Here is a 21,723-nt window from a genome sequence, read left to right as displayed (position 1 = left end):
TCACATTCTTTAACTATTAAGCATAAAAAAAACGGTGCATCGCTGCACCGCTTTATTACACAATTGTTTCCAGATATTAAAATGCAGGAACAATAGCGCCTTTATATTGCTCTTGGATAAAGGCACGAGTTTCTTCGCTATTTAATGCTTGAATCAGCTTCTTCACAGCGTCTTTCTCTTCATTGCCAGCTTTAACAGCAACCAAGTTTGCGTAAGGTGATTCAGCACCTTCAATAAACAACGCATCTTCCAGCGGATTCAAATCAGCCTCTAATGCATAGTTAGTATTAATTAGAGCCAAATCTACATCAGGTAATATGCGAGGTAATGTAGCGGCCTCAATTTCTTTAAATTTTAATTTCTTAGGGTTTTCCGCAATATCTCTGGAGGTAGCCAAAATATTGCTAGGATCTTTTAATGTGATCAAACCTTGTTGCTGCAATAGCAGCAAAGCACGAGCACCATTAGAAGGGTCGTTAGGCAATGCAATCAACGCACCGTCTTTTAACTCTTCTATTGTTTTGATTTTTTTGGAGTATGCACCAAACGGCTCTACGTGCACCAACCCTACTGAAACTAGGTTGATATTGTGCTCACCGTTAAAGGTATCCAAATAAGGTTTGTGCTGGAAAAAGTTAGCATCAATAGCACCATCCCACACCTGCTGATTAGGCTGCACATAGTCGGTGAATACTTTGATATCCAATTCCACACCCTCTTTCGCCAATTGAGGAGCCACAAACTCCAACAACTCAGCATGAGGAACCGGCGTAGCCGCTACGCTCAGTTTTTCAGCATTGGCCAATGAAGCACCCAGCCCCAATGCTGTTACCAATGCACTTGCCACCAATTTTTTCAGCAACATAAAAGCTCCTTGAAAGAAATTCAACAGGGTTAAGCGATGCGCTTATTCATACGCGCAACCAGCTTATCTCCCCACACCTGCATTAACTGTACCAACACCACCAAAATAATGACTGTCACCGCCATCACATCAGTCTGGTAACGTTGATAACCAAAACGTAGTGCCAAGTCACCTAGGCCACCACCACCGATCACACCCGACATTGCCGAATAGCCCACCAGCATAATGGCCGTGACGACTATAGCCGCCACCACACCCGTTTTTGCTTCGGGCAATAAAGCCATCACTACCGTCTCACGCGAGTTTGCACCCATAGCACGGCTGGCTTCTAACACGCCTGGATCCAACTCTTTCAACACATTCTCTACCAATCGTGCAAAGAATGGCGCGGCACTGGCCACCAATGGCGGAATAGAGCCTGCTACCCCTAAGGATGTACCTGCCAATACCCGGGTGAGGGGGATCATCACAATCAGCAGAATCAAAAAAGGCACTGAGCGCAGAATATTCACCACCAATGACAACGCCTGATACACGCCATTGTTTTGCATCATTTGCCTAGGGCTGGTTAAAAATAGCAGCACACCCAACGGCAAACCAATAATGACGGTGAACACCAATGATGCCCCGGTCATTAAGAGCGTGTCTAACGTCGCCTCTGCCAGCAACGGCCAATCTACATTAGACCAATTCATGCTCGCAGCTCCTCGTATTGCACACCCAAACTATCTAACATGGCACCTAACTGTTGCTGCTGTTCGGCTTGCCCTTCTACCGCCACCACCAACTGCCCGTACGGTACACCCTTAATACGGCTCACCGCACCCTGCAAAATACTAATATCCAAACTCAAGTCGCGACTGGCCCTACTAATAAGGGGCTGCACGGTGGCGTCGCCTTTAAAGCTTAACCGCATGACTCGACCACTCACACCTTGATCCATAGAGCGCCAACCATCGGTATCATTACCACTTTCAGCCAATAGGCTTTGTGTAGCCGCCTGTTGTGGGTGCAGGAACACATCCAACACCTCACCGCTTTCCACAACAGCGCCAGCCTCAATGACGGCAACCCTATCGCATACCTGTCGTATCACATCCATGCTGTGTGTAATCAAGACAATGGTTAAACCCAGCGACTGATTAATTTCCAGCAACAACCGCAAAATAGATTGCGTGGTCTCCGGATCCAATGCCGAAGTCGCTTCATCACACAACAATAACTCAGGCTGATTGGCTAAAGCCCGGGCTATCCCTACTCGCTGCTGCTGACCACCCGACAACTGCCTAGGGTATTTATGCGCGTGCTGTTCCAACCCAACCAGTTGCAACACTTCTTTAGCTCTAGCATGCTGTTGCGCTTTATTTAGCCCAGCCAATTTCAATGGGAAGCAGACATTCTCCAATATAGAACGTGATTGCAACAAATTGAAATGCTGGAACACCATGCCTATTTTTTGGCGAATGGGTCGCAGTTGTTGCTCAGTTAATGAAGAAATACATTGCCCTTGAAAACTCACTGAGCCTTTAGTTGGGCGCTCTAACATATTCAATAGACGAATTAGTGTACTTTTACCCGCACCACTACGTCCGATAATGCCAAACACCTCGCCGCGTCGAATATGCAGATTAATGTCATGCAATGCGATCACTTCTTTATTGGCGCTGGTATAGCGTTTCTCTATTTTCTCTAACCTAATCACAACGTGCTAGCCACCAAATAAAAACACATTGAATTCAGATAGCCTTTTGGTTCTTTCATTCAGTGTGTTGTATTAATCTACCATAGTGTTTGTATTCAAAATCATTTTACTTATAACTAAAAAAACTAGTAATAAGCACCTAAATGACGTAAATAAAGAGTCAAATTACTCAAACTGAAATTATTGACACTCATTTCTAAACACAAACAAATCTCAACTAAGTATGCAAAACATTTCAATTTCGCATAATTGGGTTAAGATAGCTTAGCGTTTTGCTTGTAATACCGCCCATTAACCCGTTACGTGAGATTAATATGCAAGCTATAGTTACACGCGCACTTTGCGACCATTGTCTAGATTTGCCGGTAGCTGTTCCTGGCACTCATCCCCATTCTTTCATGAAAAACGGTGAAAGTTACGTGGAACGACACAATGCAAAGTGGGAGGGCCCTTTCCATTGCTCCGTATGTCAAACCATCTGGCTTCACCGTAAGAATCAATGGGGGGGCTGCGAAGGATTCAGACTAAACCCCTAAAGCACATATAACTATAAAGATTCATCTATTTGTTTGTTACAAGCCAAACTTAGAAGTCTTACTCAAAAAACAGGCAAAAAAAAAGCCCCTTTGCAGGGGCTTATTTTCAGCTACTTTCGTAGCGAAGTAAATCAAATTTGCTTTACTTCATGAATTCGACTGGTGGGTCGTGCGCGACTCGAACGCGCGACCAACGGATTAAAAGTCCGCTGCTCTACCAACTGAGCTAACGACCCGCCGAAGAATTAAATTATGCCCCAGCTGTACTAGTGCGTCAAGCACTTTCTACGAATATTTCTTAAAAATACGATTTTTTTTGCTTAATGGCCCAATGAGCCATTTTTCACTGTTTACATGCACAGTAAAATTAAATCTTCGCGCCATCACTCAAGAGAATAGTCGTCATACACAAGCATGCTAACTCTAGCAGCAGCACCTCACTTTAGCGCTCTCAAACACTGCCAGTAGACGGTAACCACTCTGCACGCTGTCACCTAGTTTACATTTAGCGTCTAAATGTATGGGATGTTGCACATGCGACGAAGCATGTGCAGCTCTTTGCCATCCTCTAGGTCCATCTTATTGCATGCGAACACCCATAGTGGGCGCTCAAACTGAAACAACAACAACAACAACAACAACAACAACAACAACAACAACAACAACAACAACAACAACAACAACAACAACAACAACAACAACAACAACAACAACAACAACAACAACAACAACCGATGGACAGGATAACCAGATAACCTCCCTCCTCTCCTACACCTCCTTCTATATAGATAGAGGAAAAGAGTAAGAGCTACACCTCTCTATATAGAGATAACGCCCCCACTGTCATCACACACCATAAAAAAAATGCCCCGCTGATTGGATAACCAACCAGCGGGGCATTTTCTATCCTGCTATAGGGATCTAGTGTAGATAGTTATCGTGCTCGAGAAATACGAACCTCAGCACCACGACGTTTCACTTCCAGACCTTCGGCGGGAAGAATTTTTAAACCTTCCAACCCTTTGATGTAGCTAGACCCTTGCATCTGCATCACACGGATCTTGTTACGCATCACTTCAGGACTGTGTTCAGGCATACCAAACATCCATACTTCTTCCAGTAATCTGGCCGAGTTGAATTCGCTGGTATTTTTTACCTCAGGCCCTAAGCACAGCATATGACCTTCACGACCAAACACAGGCAATCTATCTAAGCCAGCCGTGACTGTCCAAGTCGTACCACCTTCGTAACGCCAGCCCGTACTCAAATCCCACCATGCACTGCCAGCTGGCAAATACACTTCGAGTTCTTCACCAGGTTGCAAGAATGGTGCCACCAGCAAAGCTGAGCCCAACATATATTGCGTGTCCCATTGCTGCGCAATAGGATCATCAGGAAATTCCAATGCCATAGAGCGCTGTACTGGCAAACCACAACGTACAGACTCTTCGATAATGCCTAATACATAAGGCACTAAGCGATAACGCCAACGCAACCAGTGCTGAACCAGCTCTTGGGTTTTTTCATCAAAAGCGGAAGGCAGCAATGCAGGAATTGCTTGGAAACAGAAGTTAGCTGAAAACACGCCCATTGCTAACCAACGCACATAGAGCTCAGCGCTCATGGTGTCGGTAGGCTGCTCTGCATTACCCAGCTTATGCAATTGCGCCGTCACACCACTGTTGCCCAATGCCAATGCGGAACGCAGAGAGCGCTCCATGCCTTCCCAGTCGTTACTCACATCTGGGCCCAGCTGCATGCTGTAACGCTGCACACCGGGGAACAGGTTGGTACTCCAAATCACACCTTCTTGCGGTGTCTTATGGCCGGCAAATGCATCAAACAATGCCTGACGTACCAAAATCGGATAAACCGTACGCAACAAAGCACCTGACTCACCGCCGCGCGCAGTAATGCTATCGGGTATGTTGTAGCTCACGGTACATACTGGTGCGCCCAACCCTTCATCATAGTTTTGGCGCTGACGCTCTACCCACATTTTGAATACATCTTTATGGGTGAGATCCAACAAACCAAATGGCTTACCTGCGCTGTTTTCATCGCCTTCGAACTGGTACGCCGCACCGGTATCGTCATCAATCAACAACCAACCGCGATCTTCCCATTCTTCAAAGAGCGGAGTATCTACAATCACGCCTGGGAAAGTATGTGCCGCCAATTGCACGCCAGACTTTTCTATCTTCGCGCTTAAATCACGGCCATCTTGTACTCGTGCCTCATCCCATACAAACAGAGGACGATCTGGCATAAAACCGTATAGCGCAGGCGCAGCAGCCATCACACCATCCAAGCCCACACCATTGTCACCCAGCGTAGTCGCTAAATTCAGCGTGTCGTCAATGGACTGACCGGCCGCTTGCTGCAACCACACGCCCATAGGCCAAACACCAGGCTGGCCAGCACGACCTGTTAGCGCGGTGTATTGGTTCAGGATCTCGGTAGGGACACCGGCAAACAAGAATATGTCCAGCAAAGGCGCTGACGCACGTATGCTATAGCGACCTTCTTGTTCTACGGCAACGTTGTGCTCCACACGTTCTAGGGTGTTCACATACACACCCCAACCCTTGGTGCTCCACAGCAATGGCAATACGCGATGCTCTGGCAAATCAGACAACAACTGTTGGCCATCACGGCTCAAGCTTTCTTGACTATCGCCCAAGCCATACAGCACATCATCAGCCTGTAATGCAAAAGCGGCATTCCAACCTTGCTGCTCCTCTTTTTCGTCTTGCCAGACTCCGGATGCCGCCAACTGCAGCAGCAACTCGTCGCCTTTATAGAGCGCAAAAGAGAAAGGATTAGGCGTGAGCGTCAGCGAATATTCGCCCTGCTCTAAGCGCCAGCCACCTTCTTGCTCTACGGTTTCTTGGGAAAATTCACCTACGGCATCCTCCCGCACCAATAGCATTTCGGCCTGCTGCTGAGCGCGCAGGCTGACTTTTTCTGGCTGTATCTGTTTCAAGCTGCCAAAACGTAGCCTAAATACACCAGGGGAATGCGCTTCCACACGCAGGATTTGATCTGTCTGTTCAGCCTGAAAATCCGCTACAGACGGTTTATTGGCAAGGTTACTTTGAAGATTAAACAATTGCGTCACGTCAGCAAGGTGAGTGTTGGACGACACAGCACGATCCTCGGGCACTGCCCAACAAGGGAATAAAGTGTCTATTTTGACGTATTTTTGCTACAAAACCAAATCTAAAAGCAAAAACACCTAAATTTCGTTCATAAAGCTTCTATTATCGCAGACCCAGCGCTCGGGATAAATCCCTCTCTAGCAATCGCGGCTCATTATTCCACGCTGCGGCCAAATCTTCTGCCAAAATAGCGCTCCACGCAAAGCCGTTTGAGCCCAAACCAGACATTATTGCGAGACTCTGATCACTGCCAGCATATACTGGCAGGTGGTCTTTGAGGGCTGCTCTATAGCCTGCCCAGCCTCCCTGCGTAGAGGCAGGTGCCAACCATGATCGCCAGCGTTGTAAGGTATCTCGTATTTCTTGATGCCCCTGCTCAGTCACCTGAGCGGGCTTGCCATGAGCACCATAGGTACTACCTGCCGTGCATACCCCATCCACCTCAGGTAACACATAGCCCTCACCTGCCACTATATGGGTAGGCGTTTTCGTCATTTCCGCTGCCACAAAGTAACTCACTTGCCCGGGCAACAGTTCCATCTCTTTTATGTAGGGATAGGGTTTGGTGGCGACCACACTATCAGGCAATAACGCAGGCAAAGCACCAGCCACACACAAGGCAACGGCATCCACCTGCAGCGTCTCGGTTGCTGTTCCCTCTGTGTCTAATACCGCACACCAACCAGCCTCGGATGGCTCTAGGCTCAGTACTTTTGTTGCTAACAAACGAATATTGGGATGCGTAAACAGACGCTCAATCAACTTATCAGGCTGCACTCTCATCGCTCTAGGAAAATACAACCCGCCATACGCGACATCATCACCTACTTGTTGAGACATACTCACCACATCCAAATACTGCACCCACGTATCTGGAAAGCCCAACGCCTCTACCGCCTTATGAGCTGCTTTATCCTCATCCGCATCTACCGCCACACGCACTGTGCCCAACGGTAAACAGTCTGTTGCCTCCGCCGCTTGCCACTGCCGTTCTGCCACCAACATTCCTGCTCGGCTTAACCGCATACGCGGCGCATCATCCACACTGAGCAATGGTGTCATGGCAATGGCTTTATGCCCTAAATGTGATGCACCCGTTCCGTCTTTCAGCACCGGATCTGCGACAGTCACCTGTATACCTCGACGCACCAAGGCTGCCGCCGTTGCAGCACCCGCTATTCCTGCCCCCACAACCAATACATGCGCAGGCGTAGCACGAGGCTGTCGTCCTAGTTTCTCGCGCAGCACACCACGTATCATTTCGCGCTTGTGTGCAAACCCAGGGACTTTTTCTATTAGGAAACCAGCATCTTGCAGGTCTCTACGCACTTGGCCTGCACTACACCAACTGGCCATAGTCGCCCCCTTGGCTGACAAACGTACCAATTGACCAAAAAGGCGTCGTGACCACATCTGGGGGTTTAAGCGTGGCGCAAAGCCATCTAAAAAGAACGCATCAATCTGCGCATCCACCACCTTGGCTTTTTGTTCTATATCGCCAAATACCAGTGTCAGCGTCACGCGCTCGTTTTCAAAATACAGCCTATGTATGCCCGGTAGCAGATCAGGCCACTGCGCCAAGAGCTGCTGCACCAGCGGTTGTAATTCTGCACTTGTTTGCTCATGCATGCGTGCCAAATCATCACGCTGAAACGGGTGCGCTTCAAACGAGACAAAGTGCAAACGCTGACTGCGGTCGGCATCCTGTAACCAGCTCAACCACGTCACTAAAAAGTTATTCCCCAGCCCAAAGCCAGTCTCGCAAATACTAAAGTGAGATAGCCCTTGCCAACGCTCAGGCAGCCCATTGCCCGCCAAAAACACATGCTGTGTTTGCGCCAGTGCGCCTGCCGTAGAATGGTACACATCACCATATTGCAAGCTCTGCGCTATACCGTTCTGGTTAAACGAAGGTGTAGCCGGCTGTAGTTTTTGAAATCCGCCCGTCATGTTAATACGTTTTAATACACAATAAATACATGAAACAAACATAGGTTAACGTCTAGCTATGCACACTTCTACACGCCTTCCCCTCAGCGACGCGCTTGCTACAGCGGTCAGTGCCGCTCATGCAGCAGCCAGCATTTTACAAGCCCACGCCGCGCACCGTGATCGTTTGATCATTGATACCAAAGCCAAGAACGACTTGGTGTCTCAAGCCGACAGAGATGCGGAAATGGCCGCATTAGAAATTCTACGCGAGCAGACGCCGGAATTTGGCATTGTGGCAGAAGAAAGCGGCGGTGGCACCAAGGGGCTGGCTACGTGGTACATAGACCCACTGGACGGCACCACTAACTTCTTGCACGGCATCCCTCACTACGCGGTGTCTATTGCGTTAATTGCCCACCCCGGTTGCATCGTCGCGGGCGACACACCTGTTACGTGCGACACGCCAGTAGTCGCCGTGGTGTACGACCCCAACCGCGAAGAACTCTTTACCGCGATGTACGGCACAGGCGCCTGGTTGAACCAACAACGTTTACGCTGCACAGACACCGACAATCTGGATAACGCATTGCTGGCTACCGGTTTTCCATTCCGCGATTTCAGCTTTGCTGACCACTATCTACCGACGCTAGAAACCGGTATTCGCCGCACACGTGGCATTCGTCGCAACGGTGCCGCCGCATTAGATTTGGCATGGGTGGCATGTGGCCGTTTTGATGGGTACTGGGAAATGGGTTTAGCCCCTTGGGACGTCGCCGCAGGCACACTCATCGTGCGCGAAGCAGGCGGTATTTGCCAGGATATCTTCCAGCAACAACCTTGGCCCTCTACCGGACACGTCGTTGCCAGCAACGCTCCATTACACAACGCTTTGCAAGAAATGATCCAACCGTGTTTAGGGTACACACCACAGCGTTAAACAGGGCGAAAAGCCACTAGGCATGCTACCCTATGGGGTTCACAGATTTACTCTTAAAAGGCTTTGTCATGAATCTGCTTGACCCCATTGTTGCCTGGCAAGACGACATCACAGCCATTAGGCGCGACTTGCATGCTCATCCTGAGCTGGCCTACGAAGAACACCGCACGGCAGACACCGTAGCACACTGGCTAACAGAATGGGGAATAGACATACACCGAGGTCTAGCAGGCACTGGGGTAGTAGGTATCATCAAAGGAAACCTAGGCCCAGGCCCTAGCATTGGTCTGCGCGCCGATATGGATGCGCTGCCGGTACTCGAGCAAAATGACTTTGCCCACGCCAGCCGTCACGACGGCAAAATGCATGCTTGTGGTCATGATGGCCACACTGCCATGCTACTCTCCGCCGCACGCTACTTAGCTTCGCATCGCGAATTCACAGGTACCGTCTACGTGATTTTCCAGCCAGCGGAAGAAGGCTTTGCAGGCGCACGCAAAATGATAGAGGAAGGCTTGTTCACCCGCTTCCCTATGGACGCTGTATTCGGCATGCACAACTGGCCCGGTTTACCTGCTGGCGAGTTTGCCGTACACGCTGGTGCCGTGATGGCATCCAGCAACTCTTTCAGTATTCAGATTGATGGCAAAGGTGCTCACGGCGGTATGCCGCACTTGGGGGTTGACCCTATTACTGCGGCAGCACAATTAGTCATGAACCTGCAAACCATTGTTAGTCGCGTCATCGACCCACTTGATCCTGCCGTACTGAGCGTCACACAAATTCATGCTGGTTCGGCGGATAACGTCATCCCTACCTCGGCCACATTGCGTGGCACGGTACGCACACTCAGCAATGAGGCGCTGGATACCATCGAAACCCGCATGCGCGAAATCGTCGAGCAAAGCTGTGCCGCCATGGGCTGCCAAAGCACCTTTGAGTTTGATAGACGCTACCCCCCCACCATCAATCACCCCAAAGAAAGCGCTATTTCTGCCGACGTGATTCGTAAGATGGCGGGTGATAATGCCCTACACCAAAACCTTCCACCCTCTATGGGCGCAGAAGACTTTGCGTTTATGCTGCAAGAGCGTCCCGGCAGCTACATCTGGATAGGTAATGGTCAAGGCGATCACCGGCTTTCTGGCCACGGGTTAGGCCCCTGCATGTTGCACAACGACAGCTACGATTTCAACGATGAAATCCTCAGCGCTGGCGCGAGCTACTGGGTACGTTTAGCCGAACATTACCTGAAGCCCTAACCCCCATTAACAAATGTTTCACGGCAAGAAATTGCCCAGCCGTTACAATACAGGCTCTACGTATGCCGGAGAGAATCATCGTGCCCAAAGCCTCCCAACCCTGTAGTTTGCCCCCTGATGACAAGCATGCCATCTTGCGTGTGGTACCCATGCCGTCCGACGCCAACATGTATGGCGACGTTTTTGGTGGTTGGATTATGTCGCAAGTGGATATCGCTGGTTCCATCTTGGCAGCGCGACGCGCCAATGGCCGCGTAGCAACTGTTGCCGTCAACGCATTTACCTTTACACAACCGGTATTTGTGGGCGACCTACTTAGCTTTTACGTAGACATTATCAAAACCGGCCGTACCTCCATTACCGTTTCGGTAGAGGTGTACGCAGAACGCCAACGCCTGCAACATGAAGTCGTCAAAGTAACAGAAGCTACATTGACGTATGTTGCTACCGATACGAACCGCCGCAGCCGCGAACTTCCCCCTCTAGACTGAAGGTATTGCCTATGACTGGATCTGTTCAGGAGCGCACCAGTCCTGCCGTCCGCCGACTCGACCCGGAAGACGCGCAACTTGCTCTACAAAAACTACAATCTGTATTAAAGCGCCAAGAAGTTGTAGAAACTTTGGCGCAGCGTCAACACGAAGGCTCAGACCGTGAAGACCTACTTGCTAACCTGACACATCGCAGGCACGAGCAAGAAATACGCAGCATCATCAATAATCTGCACCCTGCCGATATTGCGTTCATTCTGGAATCCTTGCCAGAAAACGAGCGTCAAGTCGTGTGGCAACAAGTTAGCGACGAATACGACGCTGACGTTCTGCTGGAAATTGAAGACTGGGCACGTGAATCTCTGATCAAAACCATGGAGCCAGCTGACCTGATTGCAGCTGCTGCGAACATGGATGCCGACGAGATTGCGGATCTGGCACCCGACCTGCCCCCCGAAGTTATTGCTGAGGTGCAGAAAGGTCTGACCGAGTCTGAACGTGCACAATTGTTAGAAGCCATGGGCTACCCCGAAGATAGCGTGGGTGCGATCATGGACTTTGACATGGTGCGCGTACGGGAAGACGTCAGCCTAGAGGTAGTATTGCGCTACCTACGTCGTCTACAAGAACTGCCCGACCATACTGACCAGATTTTTGTGGTAGACCGCGACGACCGCCTATTAGGCACGCTGTCGCTAACCCGCATGCTGGTATCCGACCCAGAAACGCTGGTGTCTGATGTGATGGCAGCAGATTACCTAAGCCTACACCCGTTAGACTCTGACGCTGACGCCGCTAACGCGTTTGAGCGTTATGACTTGGTGTCTGCTCCGGTAGTAGACGATTACGGCCGCCTTATTGGGCGCGTGACCATTGATGAAGTGGTTGACGTGCTGCAAGAAGACTCACAAGAGCAAGAACTGTCTCGTGCTGGTTTGCAAGAAGAAGATATTTTTGCTCCTGCTCTCAGTGCGCTACGTAACCGTGCCCCTTGGCTGCTGATTAACCTGTGTACAGCAGCGACGGCATCGTTCGTGGCCTCACGCTTTGAAGACACCGTTAGTCATATCGTTATTTTGGCCTTCCTGATGTCTATCGTTGCGGGTATTGGCGGTAACTCTGGCAACCAAACCATGACCATGATTATTCGTGCGATGGCTACTGGCCGTATCACGGGCTCCAACATCTGGCCGCTGGTCAAACGCGAGCTAATGGTGACCTTTATGGTGGGTGCGTGCGGTAGTTTGGTAACAGCCGTGTTCGCGTGGTTTATTTCTGGTTCTGTCGCTATTGCGGCTGTGATGATGGCCGCCATGATCGGCAACATGCTGATTGGTGCCGCGCTAGGCGTATTGATCCCTACTCTGCGCAGCCGTTTTGGCAAAGACCCAGCGGTAGGTTCTTCAGTATTGCTGACATTTGGTACTGACTCGCTGGGCTTTTTCCTCTTCTTGGGCTTGGCTACACTGTTCCTGCTGTAAGCCTCTAGGTCTACAACAAACGCCTTTCTAGTGTGGGTGATACATCACCTCAAACTGGAAAGGCGTTTTTGTATGCAGTGAATTACCGTATTTGGTATTCCTTCACGCCAAATACGGTGATTTCTTGCAAGAAACTTTGCGCATGCACCATGGTTTCCTGCCCTTGCTCACTGCCAAAAGCGTGCTCACACCATTAATCCTCACTCACACAGAACCGATGCAGTACACCTGTACACGCAAACCATTCATAAGCCCCACAGAGAGAGTCTTCGTTTATTGAGCAACCCAGGGTACGGCTTACACCTACCAATGACTCCATGAGGCTCAATAGCAGCCCTAGCGTCAAAATAACAATAAGCCACATACCTCTCTGATAAAACCAAACCATATACGCCTTAGCCTGCACCTCAGCTAACGTGGCCTCACACGCTTTTACTCTTCCATGATTTAATCTCTCCCCCTTAACCAAACAACCATAAAAAAAAGCCTGCCACATACATGGCAGGCTTTTTCGTTAGCAACGCACGGATTAGTTCAGCTTTCCGTGGCAGTGCTTGTATTTTTTACCGCTACCACAGGGGCAAGGATCGTTGCGACCTACGCGCTGCTCATCGCCTTCGGCTGGTGCTTCTTCGTCCAGATCTAGGGCTTCGCCACGCAAAGCGGCATCGTAATCAGCGTGGTGGTAACGCACTTGCTCTGCTGCTGGCTGAGCCACAGCTTCTGCAGGTGCTTGCTGTTCTGCTGGTTGAATACGTACTGTCAGCAATACGCGCACTACGTCATCACGGATACGATCCAGCATGGCAGCAAACATCGCAAACGCTTCACGTTTGTACTCTTGCTTAGGATCTTTCTGTGCGTAACCACGCAAATGAATACCTTGGCGCAAGTGATCCAACGCCTGCAAATGACCACGCCATTGTGTGTCGATAGACTGCAAAGTCACGGCACGCTCAAAGCTAGCCCAGTTCTGAGCCCCTACTTGAGTCGCTTTGTCTTGCAGCTGTTTAGCAGAGGCTTCCAACACCACATCCAGCAAGTCTTCTTCAGACAGGCTAGTGTCTTTTTCTACCATGCCAGCCAAATCAATTTTCAGCTGCCACTCACTTTCTAGAATCGCTTGTAAGCCAGCCAGATCCCATTGTTCTTCCATGGAGTGCTCTGGCACATACTGCTGGAACAAGTCAGTTACTGCAGCGATACGCAAGTTAGCAATAGCATCACTCACGTCTTCTGATTCCAGTACATCAGTACGCTGTGCGTAAATCACTTTACGTTGATCGTTAGACACGTCATCGTATTGCAGCAGTTGCTTACGTATATCGAAGTTACGTGCCTCAACTTTACGCTGAGCCGATTCGATAGAGCGCGATACCATGCGCGCTTCAATAGGTTCACCCTCTGGCAAACGCAGTCTGTCCATAATGGCACGTACACGGTCGCCCGCGAAAATACGCATTAAGGAATCGTCTAGCGACAAATAGAAGCGAGAGGAACCTGGGTCACCCTGACGACCTGCACGACCACGCAGCTGGTTATCAATACGACGAGATTCATGACGCTCTGTACCGATAATACGCAAACCACCCGCCGCTTTGACTTGCTCATTCAGCGGTTTCCACTCGGATTTCAGCGTAGCAATACGTTGTGCTTTTTCATCTTCGCTTAAGGAGTCATCGGCTTGGATCAGCATAGCTTGACGCTCTACGCTACCACCCAACACGATGTCTGTACCACGGCCTGCCATGTTGGTCGCAATAGTAATACGACCAGGCTTACCGGCTTCAGCTACGATCTCGGCTTCACGTGCGTGCTGTTTCGCGTTCAATACTTCGTGCGGCATCTTCGCTGCATTCAGCATGTTGGACAGCAACTCGGAGTTCTCAATACTGGTAGTACCTACCAATACTGGCTGCCCACGCTCATGACAATCTTTAATGTCATTCAAGATAGCCGCGTATTTTTCTTGGTCAGTTTTGTATACCTGATCGTTCTGATCCACACGCACCATTGGGCGGTTGGTAGGAATAATCACGGTTTCCAGACCATAAATCTCTTGGAACTCGTAGGCTTCCGTATCGGCTGTACCCGTCATACCGGCCAGCTTGTCGTACATACGGAAGTAGTTCTGGAAGGTAATGGACGCCAGTGTCTGGTTCTCGTTCTGGATGCGCACACCTTCTTTCGCCTCTACAGACTGGTGCAAACCATCAGACCAACGACGACCCACCATCAAGCGGCCTGTGAATTCATCCACGATGACTACTTCATCGTTTTGCACGACATAGTGTTGATCACGGAAGAACAGGTTATGCGCACGCAATGCACCCAACAAGGTGTGCATCAACGAAATATGGCGTGGGTCGTACAACGACTCACCCACTGGCAACAAGCCAATTTCTACCAGAATCTGCTCGGCACGTTCGTGACCCGCTTCAGAAATGTGTACTTGCTGAGCTTTTTCATCTACCCAGAAATCGCCTTCTGGCTCTGGTTCGTGTGGTTTAGGTTCTTCTTTCATGCGTGTCAGCATGGAAGGCACCACATTCATAGCTTGATACAGCTCGGTATTGTCGTCAGCCTGACCAGAAATGATCAGTGGTGTACGCGCTTCGTCAATCAAGATGGAGTCCACCTCATCGACAATGGCGTAGGTCAAACTACGTTGACGGCGATCTTCTGCGCGGTATTCCATGTTGTCGCGCAAGTAATCAAAGCCGTACTCGTTATTTGTACCGTATGTAATATCTGCTTGATACGCTGCTTTTTTCTCTTCGTTATCTTGCTGAGGTACCACCACCCCAACCGACAAGCCCAAGAAGTTGTACAGACGGCTCATTTGATCCGCGTCACGTCGTGCCAAGTAATCATTCACAGTCACTACGTGCACGCCTTTACCAGGCAGTGCGTTCAGGTAAACGGCCAATGTGGCCATCAACGTTTTACCTTCACCCGTACGCATCTCGGCAATTTTGCCGTAGTGCAATGCAATCGCACCCAGCAACTGCACGTCAAAGTGACGCATACCAAACACACGCTTACTGGCCTCACGGACTACGGCAAAAGCTTCAGGCAATAACCCATCCAGAGATTTGCCATCGGCCAACCGCTGTCTAAATTCAGCAGTCTTGCCTTGCAGCGCGTCATCGCTGAGGGCGGCGTACTCAGGCTCTAACGCATTAATCTGCGAAACCTGTTTACGGTATTGTCGTAGCAACCTGTCGTTGCGGCTGCCAATAAGCTTTTTGAGCAATGAAACCATTCTTGTATCGTGTCACACGGGCAGCACCTACTGATGCCCCCGCATCCCTTTAATCTGAGCGTTAAAAGAAAAGCAGCAGGAAATTGATAGAGTTTAACGCACCTGAGGCCTAATCGCTTGCCTCTTGTTCGCTATTCTTTGCAAACAATGTGTTGCTCTCGTCCACTTTAGGTAAAAATGAGGCAGGATCTATAGGGGTCCCTTGCCGTAATACCTCGAAGTGCAGATGGGCTCCTGTCACTTGTCCTGTATTGCCAACACGGGCGATTAATTGGCCTTTTTCTACTACATCACCCAACTTAGCAATCAGTGAAGAAGCATGCGCATAGCGCGTTACCAGACCATTGCCATGGTCTATCTCTACGGTTTTGCCATAACCAGGTTTATATCTGGACTCAATCACTATACCACCCGAAGCCGCCACAATCGGTGTACCAATAGGGGCTGCAAAGTCCATACCTTCGTGTAATTTTTGACGTCCGGTAATAGGATGTATGCGCCAACCAAATGGTGAGCTCATGTAACTGACGTCCACAGGATGCACAGTTGGTACCAGTGCCTCAGTTCCAGCTTGACTGACCATCAACATATCCAGCATTTGCAACCAGTCTTGTTGGTCACTCATTTGAGCCATCAAACCATCTAACTCACGCCCCAACCCTTCAGCGCTCCAGTCTTCTGGCAAGGCAACGGCCACTTCCGTTTTTTCTTCGCCGTTAATGACGTCAGTCAACTCGGACACATCAGCATTCACACCCGCTTTTTCGGCTAGCCTACGAGTGAGCGTATCCATTTGTGCCAGACGAGCCTGCAACGTACCCACGCGCTCGGCCATTTGTCGCATGCTTTCACGCACATAAGCGGAGTCCCGAGATAACTGGGCACTCAACGCTTGTTCTTGTTCTGGGCTCAACGCAGGCTTGGCACTCATCTTATATTGTATCCATGCCCCTATACCGGCGGAGAGCGCTATCCCAAGCACTACAATCAACGTTATCATCAAACTACGATGTCGGCTGTGTAATGCTTTGGAGCTAGTCGGCTGTTTCACTGCTTTTCCTTTCTTACTTCTGTTATGGCATCTACTTTTACGCCACGCCGCACCGCCCGTTCCCACAAGGCTTCTGAGCTTGCTTTGGACTGGTTACGTCATGATCGAAGCAGCTCAACGGTGCTGGCGACCGCCAATCAATTCTTAGCAATTGAAGAACTGCTACATCAGAAAGTACGTTTTGCTGCAGATACGCATTGCAAAGTTGCCCATATAGAAGGACAACGAATTACCTTAGCAGTTCCCTCTCCTGCCTATGCGGCTAGGTTACGGCAGTGTTCTACATCCATACTGCAATGTTTGCAGGAGACTGGTTGGAAACTGACTGACGTACAGGTTATGGTGCAGGCCAGCCTTGGCTCTACCCAGCACATGCCCAAACCAGCAAGAAATGTGCAGCCACTGGATGCCAATGCGTTAGACGCCTTCCAAGACTTGCATCAGTCGTTAGAGCCAGGCCCACTCGCCACTGCTATTGCTAAGCTTATTAAAAATCATGGCCCGACTTAAACAGTCCGGGCCATGATTAATACTCTTGTCTCTCTACCGTGGTGACTCCGTCACACTAGCTTCCACTCATGACTAAATGCCGCTGCCACAGGCTCAGCTTTGTCATAAGTCACCAGTTCCCAGCTTTCTTCATCAGCCAGTAGAGTACGTGCAAGCAGGTTATTCAAACCGTGCCCAGACTTGTTGGCCACATAACGTGCCACCAAAGGATGACCTATCAGATACAAATCACCGATAGCATCCAGAATTTTGTGTTTTACAAACTCGTCTTCGTAACGCAGGCCATCGGAGTTCAATACACGGAACTCATCCAGCACGATTGCGTTATCCAGACTACCACCACGCGCCAAACCCGCAGCTCGCATTGCCTCTACTTCGCTCGCAAAACCAAACGTACGCGCTCTGGCGATGGTCTTCACGTAGGAATCTTTAGCAAAATCCACTTCAGCAAAGTTTGCTGTTGCGTTGATCGCAGGATGATGGAAATCAATGGAAAAACGCAGCGCGAAACCATCATACGGTTCTAAACGCGCCCATTTCTTATCTTTACCTTCGCCTTCAGACACTTCTACAGGCTTCAGCACGCGCAAAAACTGCTTAGGTGCGCTTTGCTCTTCTAGCCCTGCAGAACGCAGCAAGTACACAAACGTACCCGCGCTACCATCCATGATGGGCACTTCTTCTGCCGTCAGGTCTATGTGCAAGTTATCAATGCCCAAACCCGCCAAAGCGGACATCAAGTGTTCAACTGTAGACACTTGTACAGAGCCTTGTTGCAACACAGACGCCATACGCGTACCACCCACCTGATCAGCACGCGCAGGCAAATCTACCACTTCGGGTAAATCGATGCGGTGAAACACAATTCCGGTATTTGGAGCGGCCGGACGCATTGTGATTTCCACCCGTCTACCGGAGTGCAAACCCACCCCTTTAGTGCGAACGGTTTTGGCTATGGTGCGCTGACGTAACATGGTCAATGTTCTTGCTTAGTAAATTTTTTTATAACTAGCCATTGTACCGTTAATGGCTTTACCACACAGATTTATTAGTGTGAAGAAATGACAGTTAGTTCCGTTTCATACATACGCTTGTAGCGCATCACCCCTTGGTGATGCGCTACCGTGCGAGAGTCTACACATGAATCGGGGGATATGTGTTTACTCTATCACTTAGTCTGCTTGTTTACGCAGGAAAGCAGGAATATCAAAGTGATCCATTCCAGCGGTTTCCAACGCACGTACTTGAGCAGACGCTTGGCTACGTGGATTACGAATGACGGCAGGCACTTCTGCTTGAGCATAGTCAAAACCGCTAACTGGCTCGTTATCAGTACCTGTGCGCAGTACTTGTTCGTTGTTCTGCACCAACTGTGGTTTAGCTTGAGCACGGCCCAAACCTGTTGCCACGACGGTTACGCGCAACGCATCGCCCATGGAATCATCGTAAGCTGTACCGAAGATAACTGTTGCATCTTCAGCAGCGTAGCCACGGATGGTATCCATGATTTCGCGTGTTTCGCGCAATTTCAGGTTGCGACCCGACGTAATGTTCACCAACATGCCACGCGCACCGTGCAAGTCCACGCCTTCCAGCAATGGGCAAGCAATAGCACGTTCAGCGGCTTCGCGAGCACGGTTGTCACCGGTTGCGACTGCTGTACCCATCATGGCTTGACCTTGCTCGCCCATAATGGTTTTCACGTCTTCAAAGTCGACGTTAACGTTACCTTCTACATTGATGATCTCGGCAATACCGGCACACGCGTTGTGTAACACGTCGTCAGCAGCCTTGAAGCAATCTTCCTGCGTGGCATCTTCGTCCATCAAGTCGTAGAGTTTTTCGTTCAATACGACGATCAAGGAATGTACGTGCTTGGACAGCTCGTTGATACCTTCTTCTGCCATGCGCATACGACGTGCACCTTCGAACTCGAAAGGCTTGGTCACTACACCCACAGTCAGAATACCCAGCTCTTTAGCTACTTCAGCCACGACTGGACCAGCCCCTGTACCTGTACCACCACCCATACCAGCTGTGATAAACACCATGTGCGCACCATTCAGCGCAGCACGAATTTGTTCACGAGCCATTTCAGCTGCAGTACGACCTTGCTCAGGTTTAGCGCCAGCCCCTAGACCGGTGTTACCCAAACTGATTTGTACAGATGCTTCACTGCTACCCAATGACTGGGCATCTGTATTGGCGCACACAAATTCCACACCTTGCACGCCAGAACGGACCATGTGGTTGACGGCATTACCACCAGCGCCACCCACCCCAATTACTTTAATGACAGTCGCATTGCTGTCAGTTTCCAACATTTCAAAGTTCATCATTTCCGACTCCCTCACTTTAAGTATCTGGCAAGTTGACTTGCCCCCCGATGCTGCATATTTAAGAATTGCTTCAATATCGTTGCCAGCGCTAGGCTCGCAAGGCTATTGAAACGCCTCCTTCCATCTACACATTCACCTAGGTGAATGCGGTACTGCTTAATTCATGAACCACTCTTTCATACGAGCCAGCAATGACTTCACACTGCCTTTTTGCTGAGCCACTTTGCGACCACGCGCATTTTGCATACGCGCTTCTGTCAACAAACCCATCACTGTAGAAAACCGTGGGTTGCGCATCACATCAGCCAAACTACCTTCGTAGGCTGGAACCGCTACTCGCACAGGTTTCAGGAATACGTCTTCTGCCAGCTCTACAATGCCAGGCAACATGGCCGAGCCACCGGTCAGCACGATGCCTGACGACACTAAATCTTCGTAGCCAGACTCACGCAGACTTTGTTGCACCAAGGTGAACAGCTCTTCTACACGAGGCTCGATAATGGCTCCCAACGCTTGGCGTTTCACCTGACGGTTAGGTCTATCCCCCAAGCCTGGTACTTCAATCATTTCGTCGTCGTGTGCCAGCACTTGTTTGGCCAAACCGAAGCGCAGTTTGATTTCTTCTGCATCCGGTGTAGGTGTACGCAACATCGCGGCGATATCGCTAGTGATCTGGTCACCCGCAATAGGAATCACGTCTGTGTGACGGATCGCACCACCGGTATAGATAGCGATATCGGTAGTACCACCACCGATGTCTACCAACACCACACCTAATTCTTTTTCATCCGAGGTCAGGCAAGACAGGCTGGAGGCCAGTGGTTGCAAGATCAGATCTTGCACTTCCAGACCACAACGACGTACACATTTCACAATGTTCTGCGCCGCGCTCACTGCACCCGTCACAATGTGTACACGCACTTCCAGACGCAAACCGCTCATGCCTATGGGTTCTTTAATGTCTTCTTGCGAATCCACAATGAACTCTTGAGTCAGCACATGCAGCACTTGCTGGTCGGTAGGGATATTGACTGCTTTAGCTGTCTCGATCACACGAGCCACATCCATTGCGGTCACTTCTTTGTCTTTCACCGCCACCATGCCGCTGGAGTTAAAGCTGGTGATGTGACTGCCTGCAATACCGGTATACACCTCACGGATTTTGCAGTCGGCCATCAACTCTGCTTCTTCCAGTGCGCGCTGAATGGAGTTCACGGTAGTTTCAATGTTGACTACTACCCCTTTACGCATGCCTTGCGATTCATGCTGCCCCAACCCCAGTACTTCGAAGCGCCCTTCTGGCAGGATCTCCCCCACCACGGCGACCACTTTACTGGTACCGATATCAAGTGCAACGATTAAGTCTTTAATGTCACGGGTCATATTAATTATGGTTTCACTGGAGTTGATGTTTGGGGAGCCAAGGTAATGGCAAACCCATTGGTATAACGTAAATCAGCACTGGCAATCTGGCGGTTATCCAGACGTTCCATCAATGCTGGCCAAGCTTGTACAAAGCGTTCCATCTTGGCAGCAAAAGGCAACGCACCGGCTCTACCGTGTAAGTCAGCACTATCTGCTGCGGGGTCACGCCCTAAGTTCAAGCGCATGCCATCTGCTAGCACAACTTCCCACGCATAACGCGGGCTCAGGGTGATCTCGCGAATGTTCGTCCCCAAAGGAGCCATCCATCGCGCCACCTCGGCATAACGCTGCACAACCAAACGCTCAGATGCGGGTGGCCCAAACAACTGGGGCAACACTAACTCGTCATCCAATACGCCTTCGTTCGCGGCAAACGCCTCGCCCCAGGTGTTGATCATTTCATTCTCGTTCCAGTACGCCAGTGGTTGCTGTTCCTCTATGCGTACTAATAAGGTATCGGGCCACACACGTTTAATTTGTGCGCGTCGTACCCATGGAGCGGTTTCAATCAGTTTTCGGGTGCTATCCAAATCAATGGTGAAAAAATCACCATTTAATCGGCCAGCAATGGTTGCTCCTACTGTTGCCGGTGTGACGTAGTTCAGGTTTTCGTCTTGTACTGCTTCTATCTGTACAGTCTTAATGACAAAGTACGGCCTACGCACACACCAGAGGACGACCGCCACCAAGATTGCGGCCACGGCTAGCAACGCCAGCACATTGGCAACAAAATTGGTGAGGCGAGCGTCAGCAAACATCTACGAGC

General features: G+C 50.0%; 17 protein-coding genes and 1 tRNA gene. 5 read left to right on the top strand and 13 right to left on the bottom strand.

The window, feature by feature from the left end:
• Nucleotides 1-76 precede the first annotated feature (76 nt).
• The 7 genes from ACLPHM_RS15205 to mnmD form a co-directional block, all read right to left on the bottom strand.
• The gene (locus ACLPHM_RS15205) at nucleotides 77-865 is read right to left on the bottom strand and encodes a MetQ/NlpA family ABC transporter substrate-binding protein (protein WP_430222057.1); all 789 of its coding nucleotides are present in this window, start codon (nucleotides 863-865) and stop codon (nucleotides 77-79) included.
• A gap of 29 nt (nucleotides 866-894) precedes the next feature.
• A complete protein-coding gene (locus tag ACLPHM_RS15200; protein ID WP_430222056.1) occupies nucleotides 895-1,560 on the bottom strand; it encodes a methionine ABC transporter permease in 666 nt (221 codons plus the stop codon).
• Nucleotides 1,557-2,567, bottom strand: coding sequence for a methionine ABC transporter ATP-binding protein (locus ACLPHM_RS15195; protein ID WP_430222055.1), 1,011 nt, complete (start codon nucleotides 2,565-2,567; stop codon nucleotides 1,557-1,559). Before ACLPHM_RS15195 ends, ACLPHM_RS15200 begins: the two co-directional genes overlap by 4 nt.
• A gap of 696 nt (nucleotides 2,568-3,263) precedes the next feature.
• A tRNA-Lys gene (locus ACLPHM_RS15190) sits at nucleotides 3,264-3,339 on the bottom strand.
• A gap of 276 nt (nucleotides 3,340-3,615) precedes the next feature.
• Nucleotides 3,616-3,834: a hypothetical protein gene (locus tag ACLPHM_RS15185; protein ID WP_430222054.1), complete on the bottom strand. Its 219-nt coding sequence runs from the start codon at nucleotides 3,832-3,834 to the stop codon at nucleotides 3,616-3,618.
• A gap of 203 nt (nucleotides 3,835-4,037) precedes the next feature.
• On the bottom strand, nucleotides 4,038-6,251 hold the full coding sequence (locus tag ACLPHM_RS15180; RefSeq protein ID WP_430222053.1) for a glycoside hydrolase family 31 protein: 2,214 nt from the start codon (nucleotides 6,249-6,251) through the stop codon (nucleotides 4,038-4,040).
• Nucleotides 6,252-6,366: 115 nt separating this feature from the next.
• Nucleotides 6,367-8,214 carry a tRNA (5-methylaminomethyl-2-thiouridine)(34)-methyltransferase MnmD gene (gene mnmD / locus ACLPHM_RS15175; RefSeq protein ID WP_430222052.1) on the bottom strand — a complete coding sequence of 616 codons (1,848 nt, stop codon included), beginning with the start codon at nucleotides 8,212-8,214 and terminating at the stop codon, nucleotides 6,367-6,369.
• Between the two features lie 58 nt (nucleotides 8,215-8,272).
• Here mnmD and ACLPHM_RS15170 point away from each other — a divergent pair, with 58 nt between their 5' ends.
• The 4 genes from ACLPHM_RS15170 (at nucleotide 8,273) to mgtE (ending at nucleotide 12,367) form a co-directional block, all read left to right on the top strand.
• Nucleotides 8,273-9,133 carry an inositol monophosphatase family protein gene (locus ACLPHM_RS15170; protein WP_430222051.1) on the top strand — a complete coding sequence of 287 codons (861 nt, stop codon included), beginning with the start codon at nucleotides 8,273-8,275 and terminating at the stop codon, nucleotides 9,131-9,133.
• Between the two features lie 68 nt (nucleotides 9,134-9,201).
• The gene (locus ACLPHM_RS15165) at nucleotides 9,202-10,395 is read left to right on the top strand and encodes a M20 aminoacylase family protein (RefSeq protein WP_430222050.1); all 1,194 of its coding nucleotides are present in this window, start codon (nucleotides 9,202-9,204) and stop codon (nucleotides 10,393-10,395) included.
• A 149-nt stretch (nucleotides 10,396-10,544) separates the two neighbouring features.
• The gene (locus tag ACLPHM_RS15160) at nucleotides 10,545-10,886 is read left to right on the top strand and encodes an acyl-CoA thioesterase (protein ID WP_242683718.1); all 342 of its coding nucleotides are present in this window, start codon (nucleotides 10,545-10,547) and stop codon (nucleotides 10,884-10,886) included.
• An 11-nt stretch (nucleotides 10,887-10,897) separates the two neighbouring features.
• Nucleotides 10,898-12,367 carry a magnesium transporter gene (mgtE, locus tag ACLPHM_RS15155; RefSeq protein WP_430222049.1) on the top strand — a complete coding sequence of 490 codons (1,470 nt, stop codon included), beginning with the start codon at nucleotides 10,898-10,900 and terminating at the stop codon, nucleotides 12,365-12,367.
• Nucleotides 12,368-12,896: 529 nt separating this feature from the next.
• Here mgtE and secA read toward each other — a convergent pair.
• Both secA and ACLPHM_RS15145 read right to left on the bottom strand, forming a co-directional pair.
• On the bottom strand, nucleotides 12,897-15,632 hold the full coding sequence (gene secA, locus ACLPHM_RS15150; protein ID WP_430222048.1) for a preprotein translocase subunit SecA: 2,736 nt from the start codon (nucleotides 15,630-15,632) through the stop codon (nucleotides 12,897-12,899).
• Nucleotides 15,633-15,741: 109 nt separating this feature from the next.
• Nucleotides 15,742-16,563 carry a M23 family metallopeptidase gene (locus ACLPHM_RS15145; protein WP_430222047.1) on the bottom strand — a complete coding sequence of 274 codons (822 nt, stop codon included), beginning with the start codon at nucleotides 16,561-16,563 and terminating at the stop codon, nucleotides 15,742-15,744.
• Between the two features lie 144 nt (nucleotides 16,564-16,707).
• Between ACLPHM_RS15145 and ACLPHM_RS15140 the strand changes: the two genes are divergently transcribed.
• Nucleotides 16,708-17,193 (top strand): DUF721 domain-containing protein, encoded by a 486-nt coding sequence (locus tag ACLPHM_RS15140; protein WP_430222046.1) that lies wholly within the window; start codon nucleotides 16,708-16,710, stop codon nucleotides 17,191-17,193.
• Nucleotides 17,194-17,243: 50 nt separating this feature from the next.
• On the opposite strand, the gene lpxC is transcribed toward ACLPHM_RS15140, so the two are convergent.
• The 4 genes from lpxC to ACLPHM_RS15120 form a co-directional block, all read right to left on the bottom strand.
• Complete coding sequence (gene lpxC / locus ACLPHM_RS15135; protein ID WP_135862441.1) at nucleotides 17,244-18,167, bottom strand: UDP-3-O-acyl-N-acetylglucosamine deacetylase; 924 nt, start codon at nucleotides 18,165-18,167, stop codon at nucleotides 17,244-17,246.
• 198 nt (nucleotides 18,168-18,365) lie between these two features.
• A complete protein-coding gene (gene ftsZ, locus ACLPHM_RS15130) occupies nucleotides 18,366-19,532 on the bottom strand; it encodes a cell division protein FtsZ (RefSeq protein WP_430222045.1) in 1,167 nt (388 codons plus the stop codon).
• Nucleotides 19,533-19,688: 156 nt separating this feature from the next.
• The gene (gene ftsA / locus ACLPHM_RS15125; protein ID WP_430222044.1) at nucleotides 19,689-20,915 is read right to left on the bottom strand and encodes a cell division protein FtsA; all 1,227 of its coding nucleotides are present in this window, start codon (nucleotides 20,913-20,915) and stop codon (nucleotides 19,689-19,691) included.
• 5 nt (nucleotides 20,916-20,920) lie between these two features.
• On the bottom strand, nucleotides 20,921-21,715 hold the full coding sequence (locus ACLPHM_RS15120; protein WP_430222043.1) for a cell division protein FtsQ/DivIB: 795 nt from the start codon (nucleotides 21,713-21,715) through the stop codon (nucleotides 20,921-20,923).
• Nucleotides 21,716-21,723 lie beyond the last annotated feature (8 nt).

Source organism: Paenalcaligenes sp. Me131, assembly GCF_050487225.1.
GTDB lineage: Bacteria > Pseudomonadota > Gammaproteobacteria > Burkholderiales > Burkholderiaceae_B > Paenalcaligenes.
The sequence above is the reverse complement of the archived record's forward strand: the minus strand, read 5'-3'. Positions and strand labels throughout refer to the sequence as shown.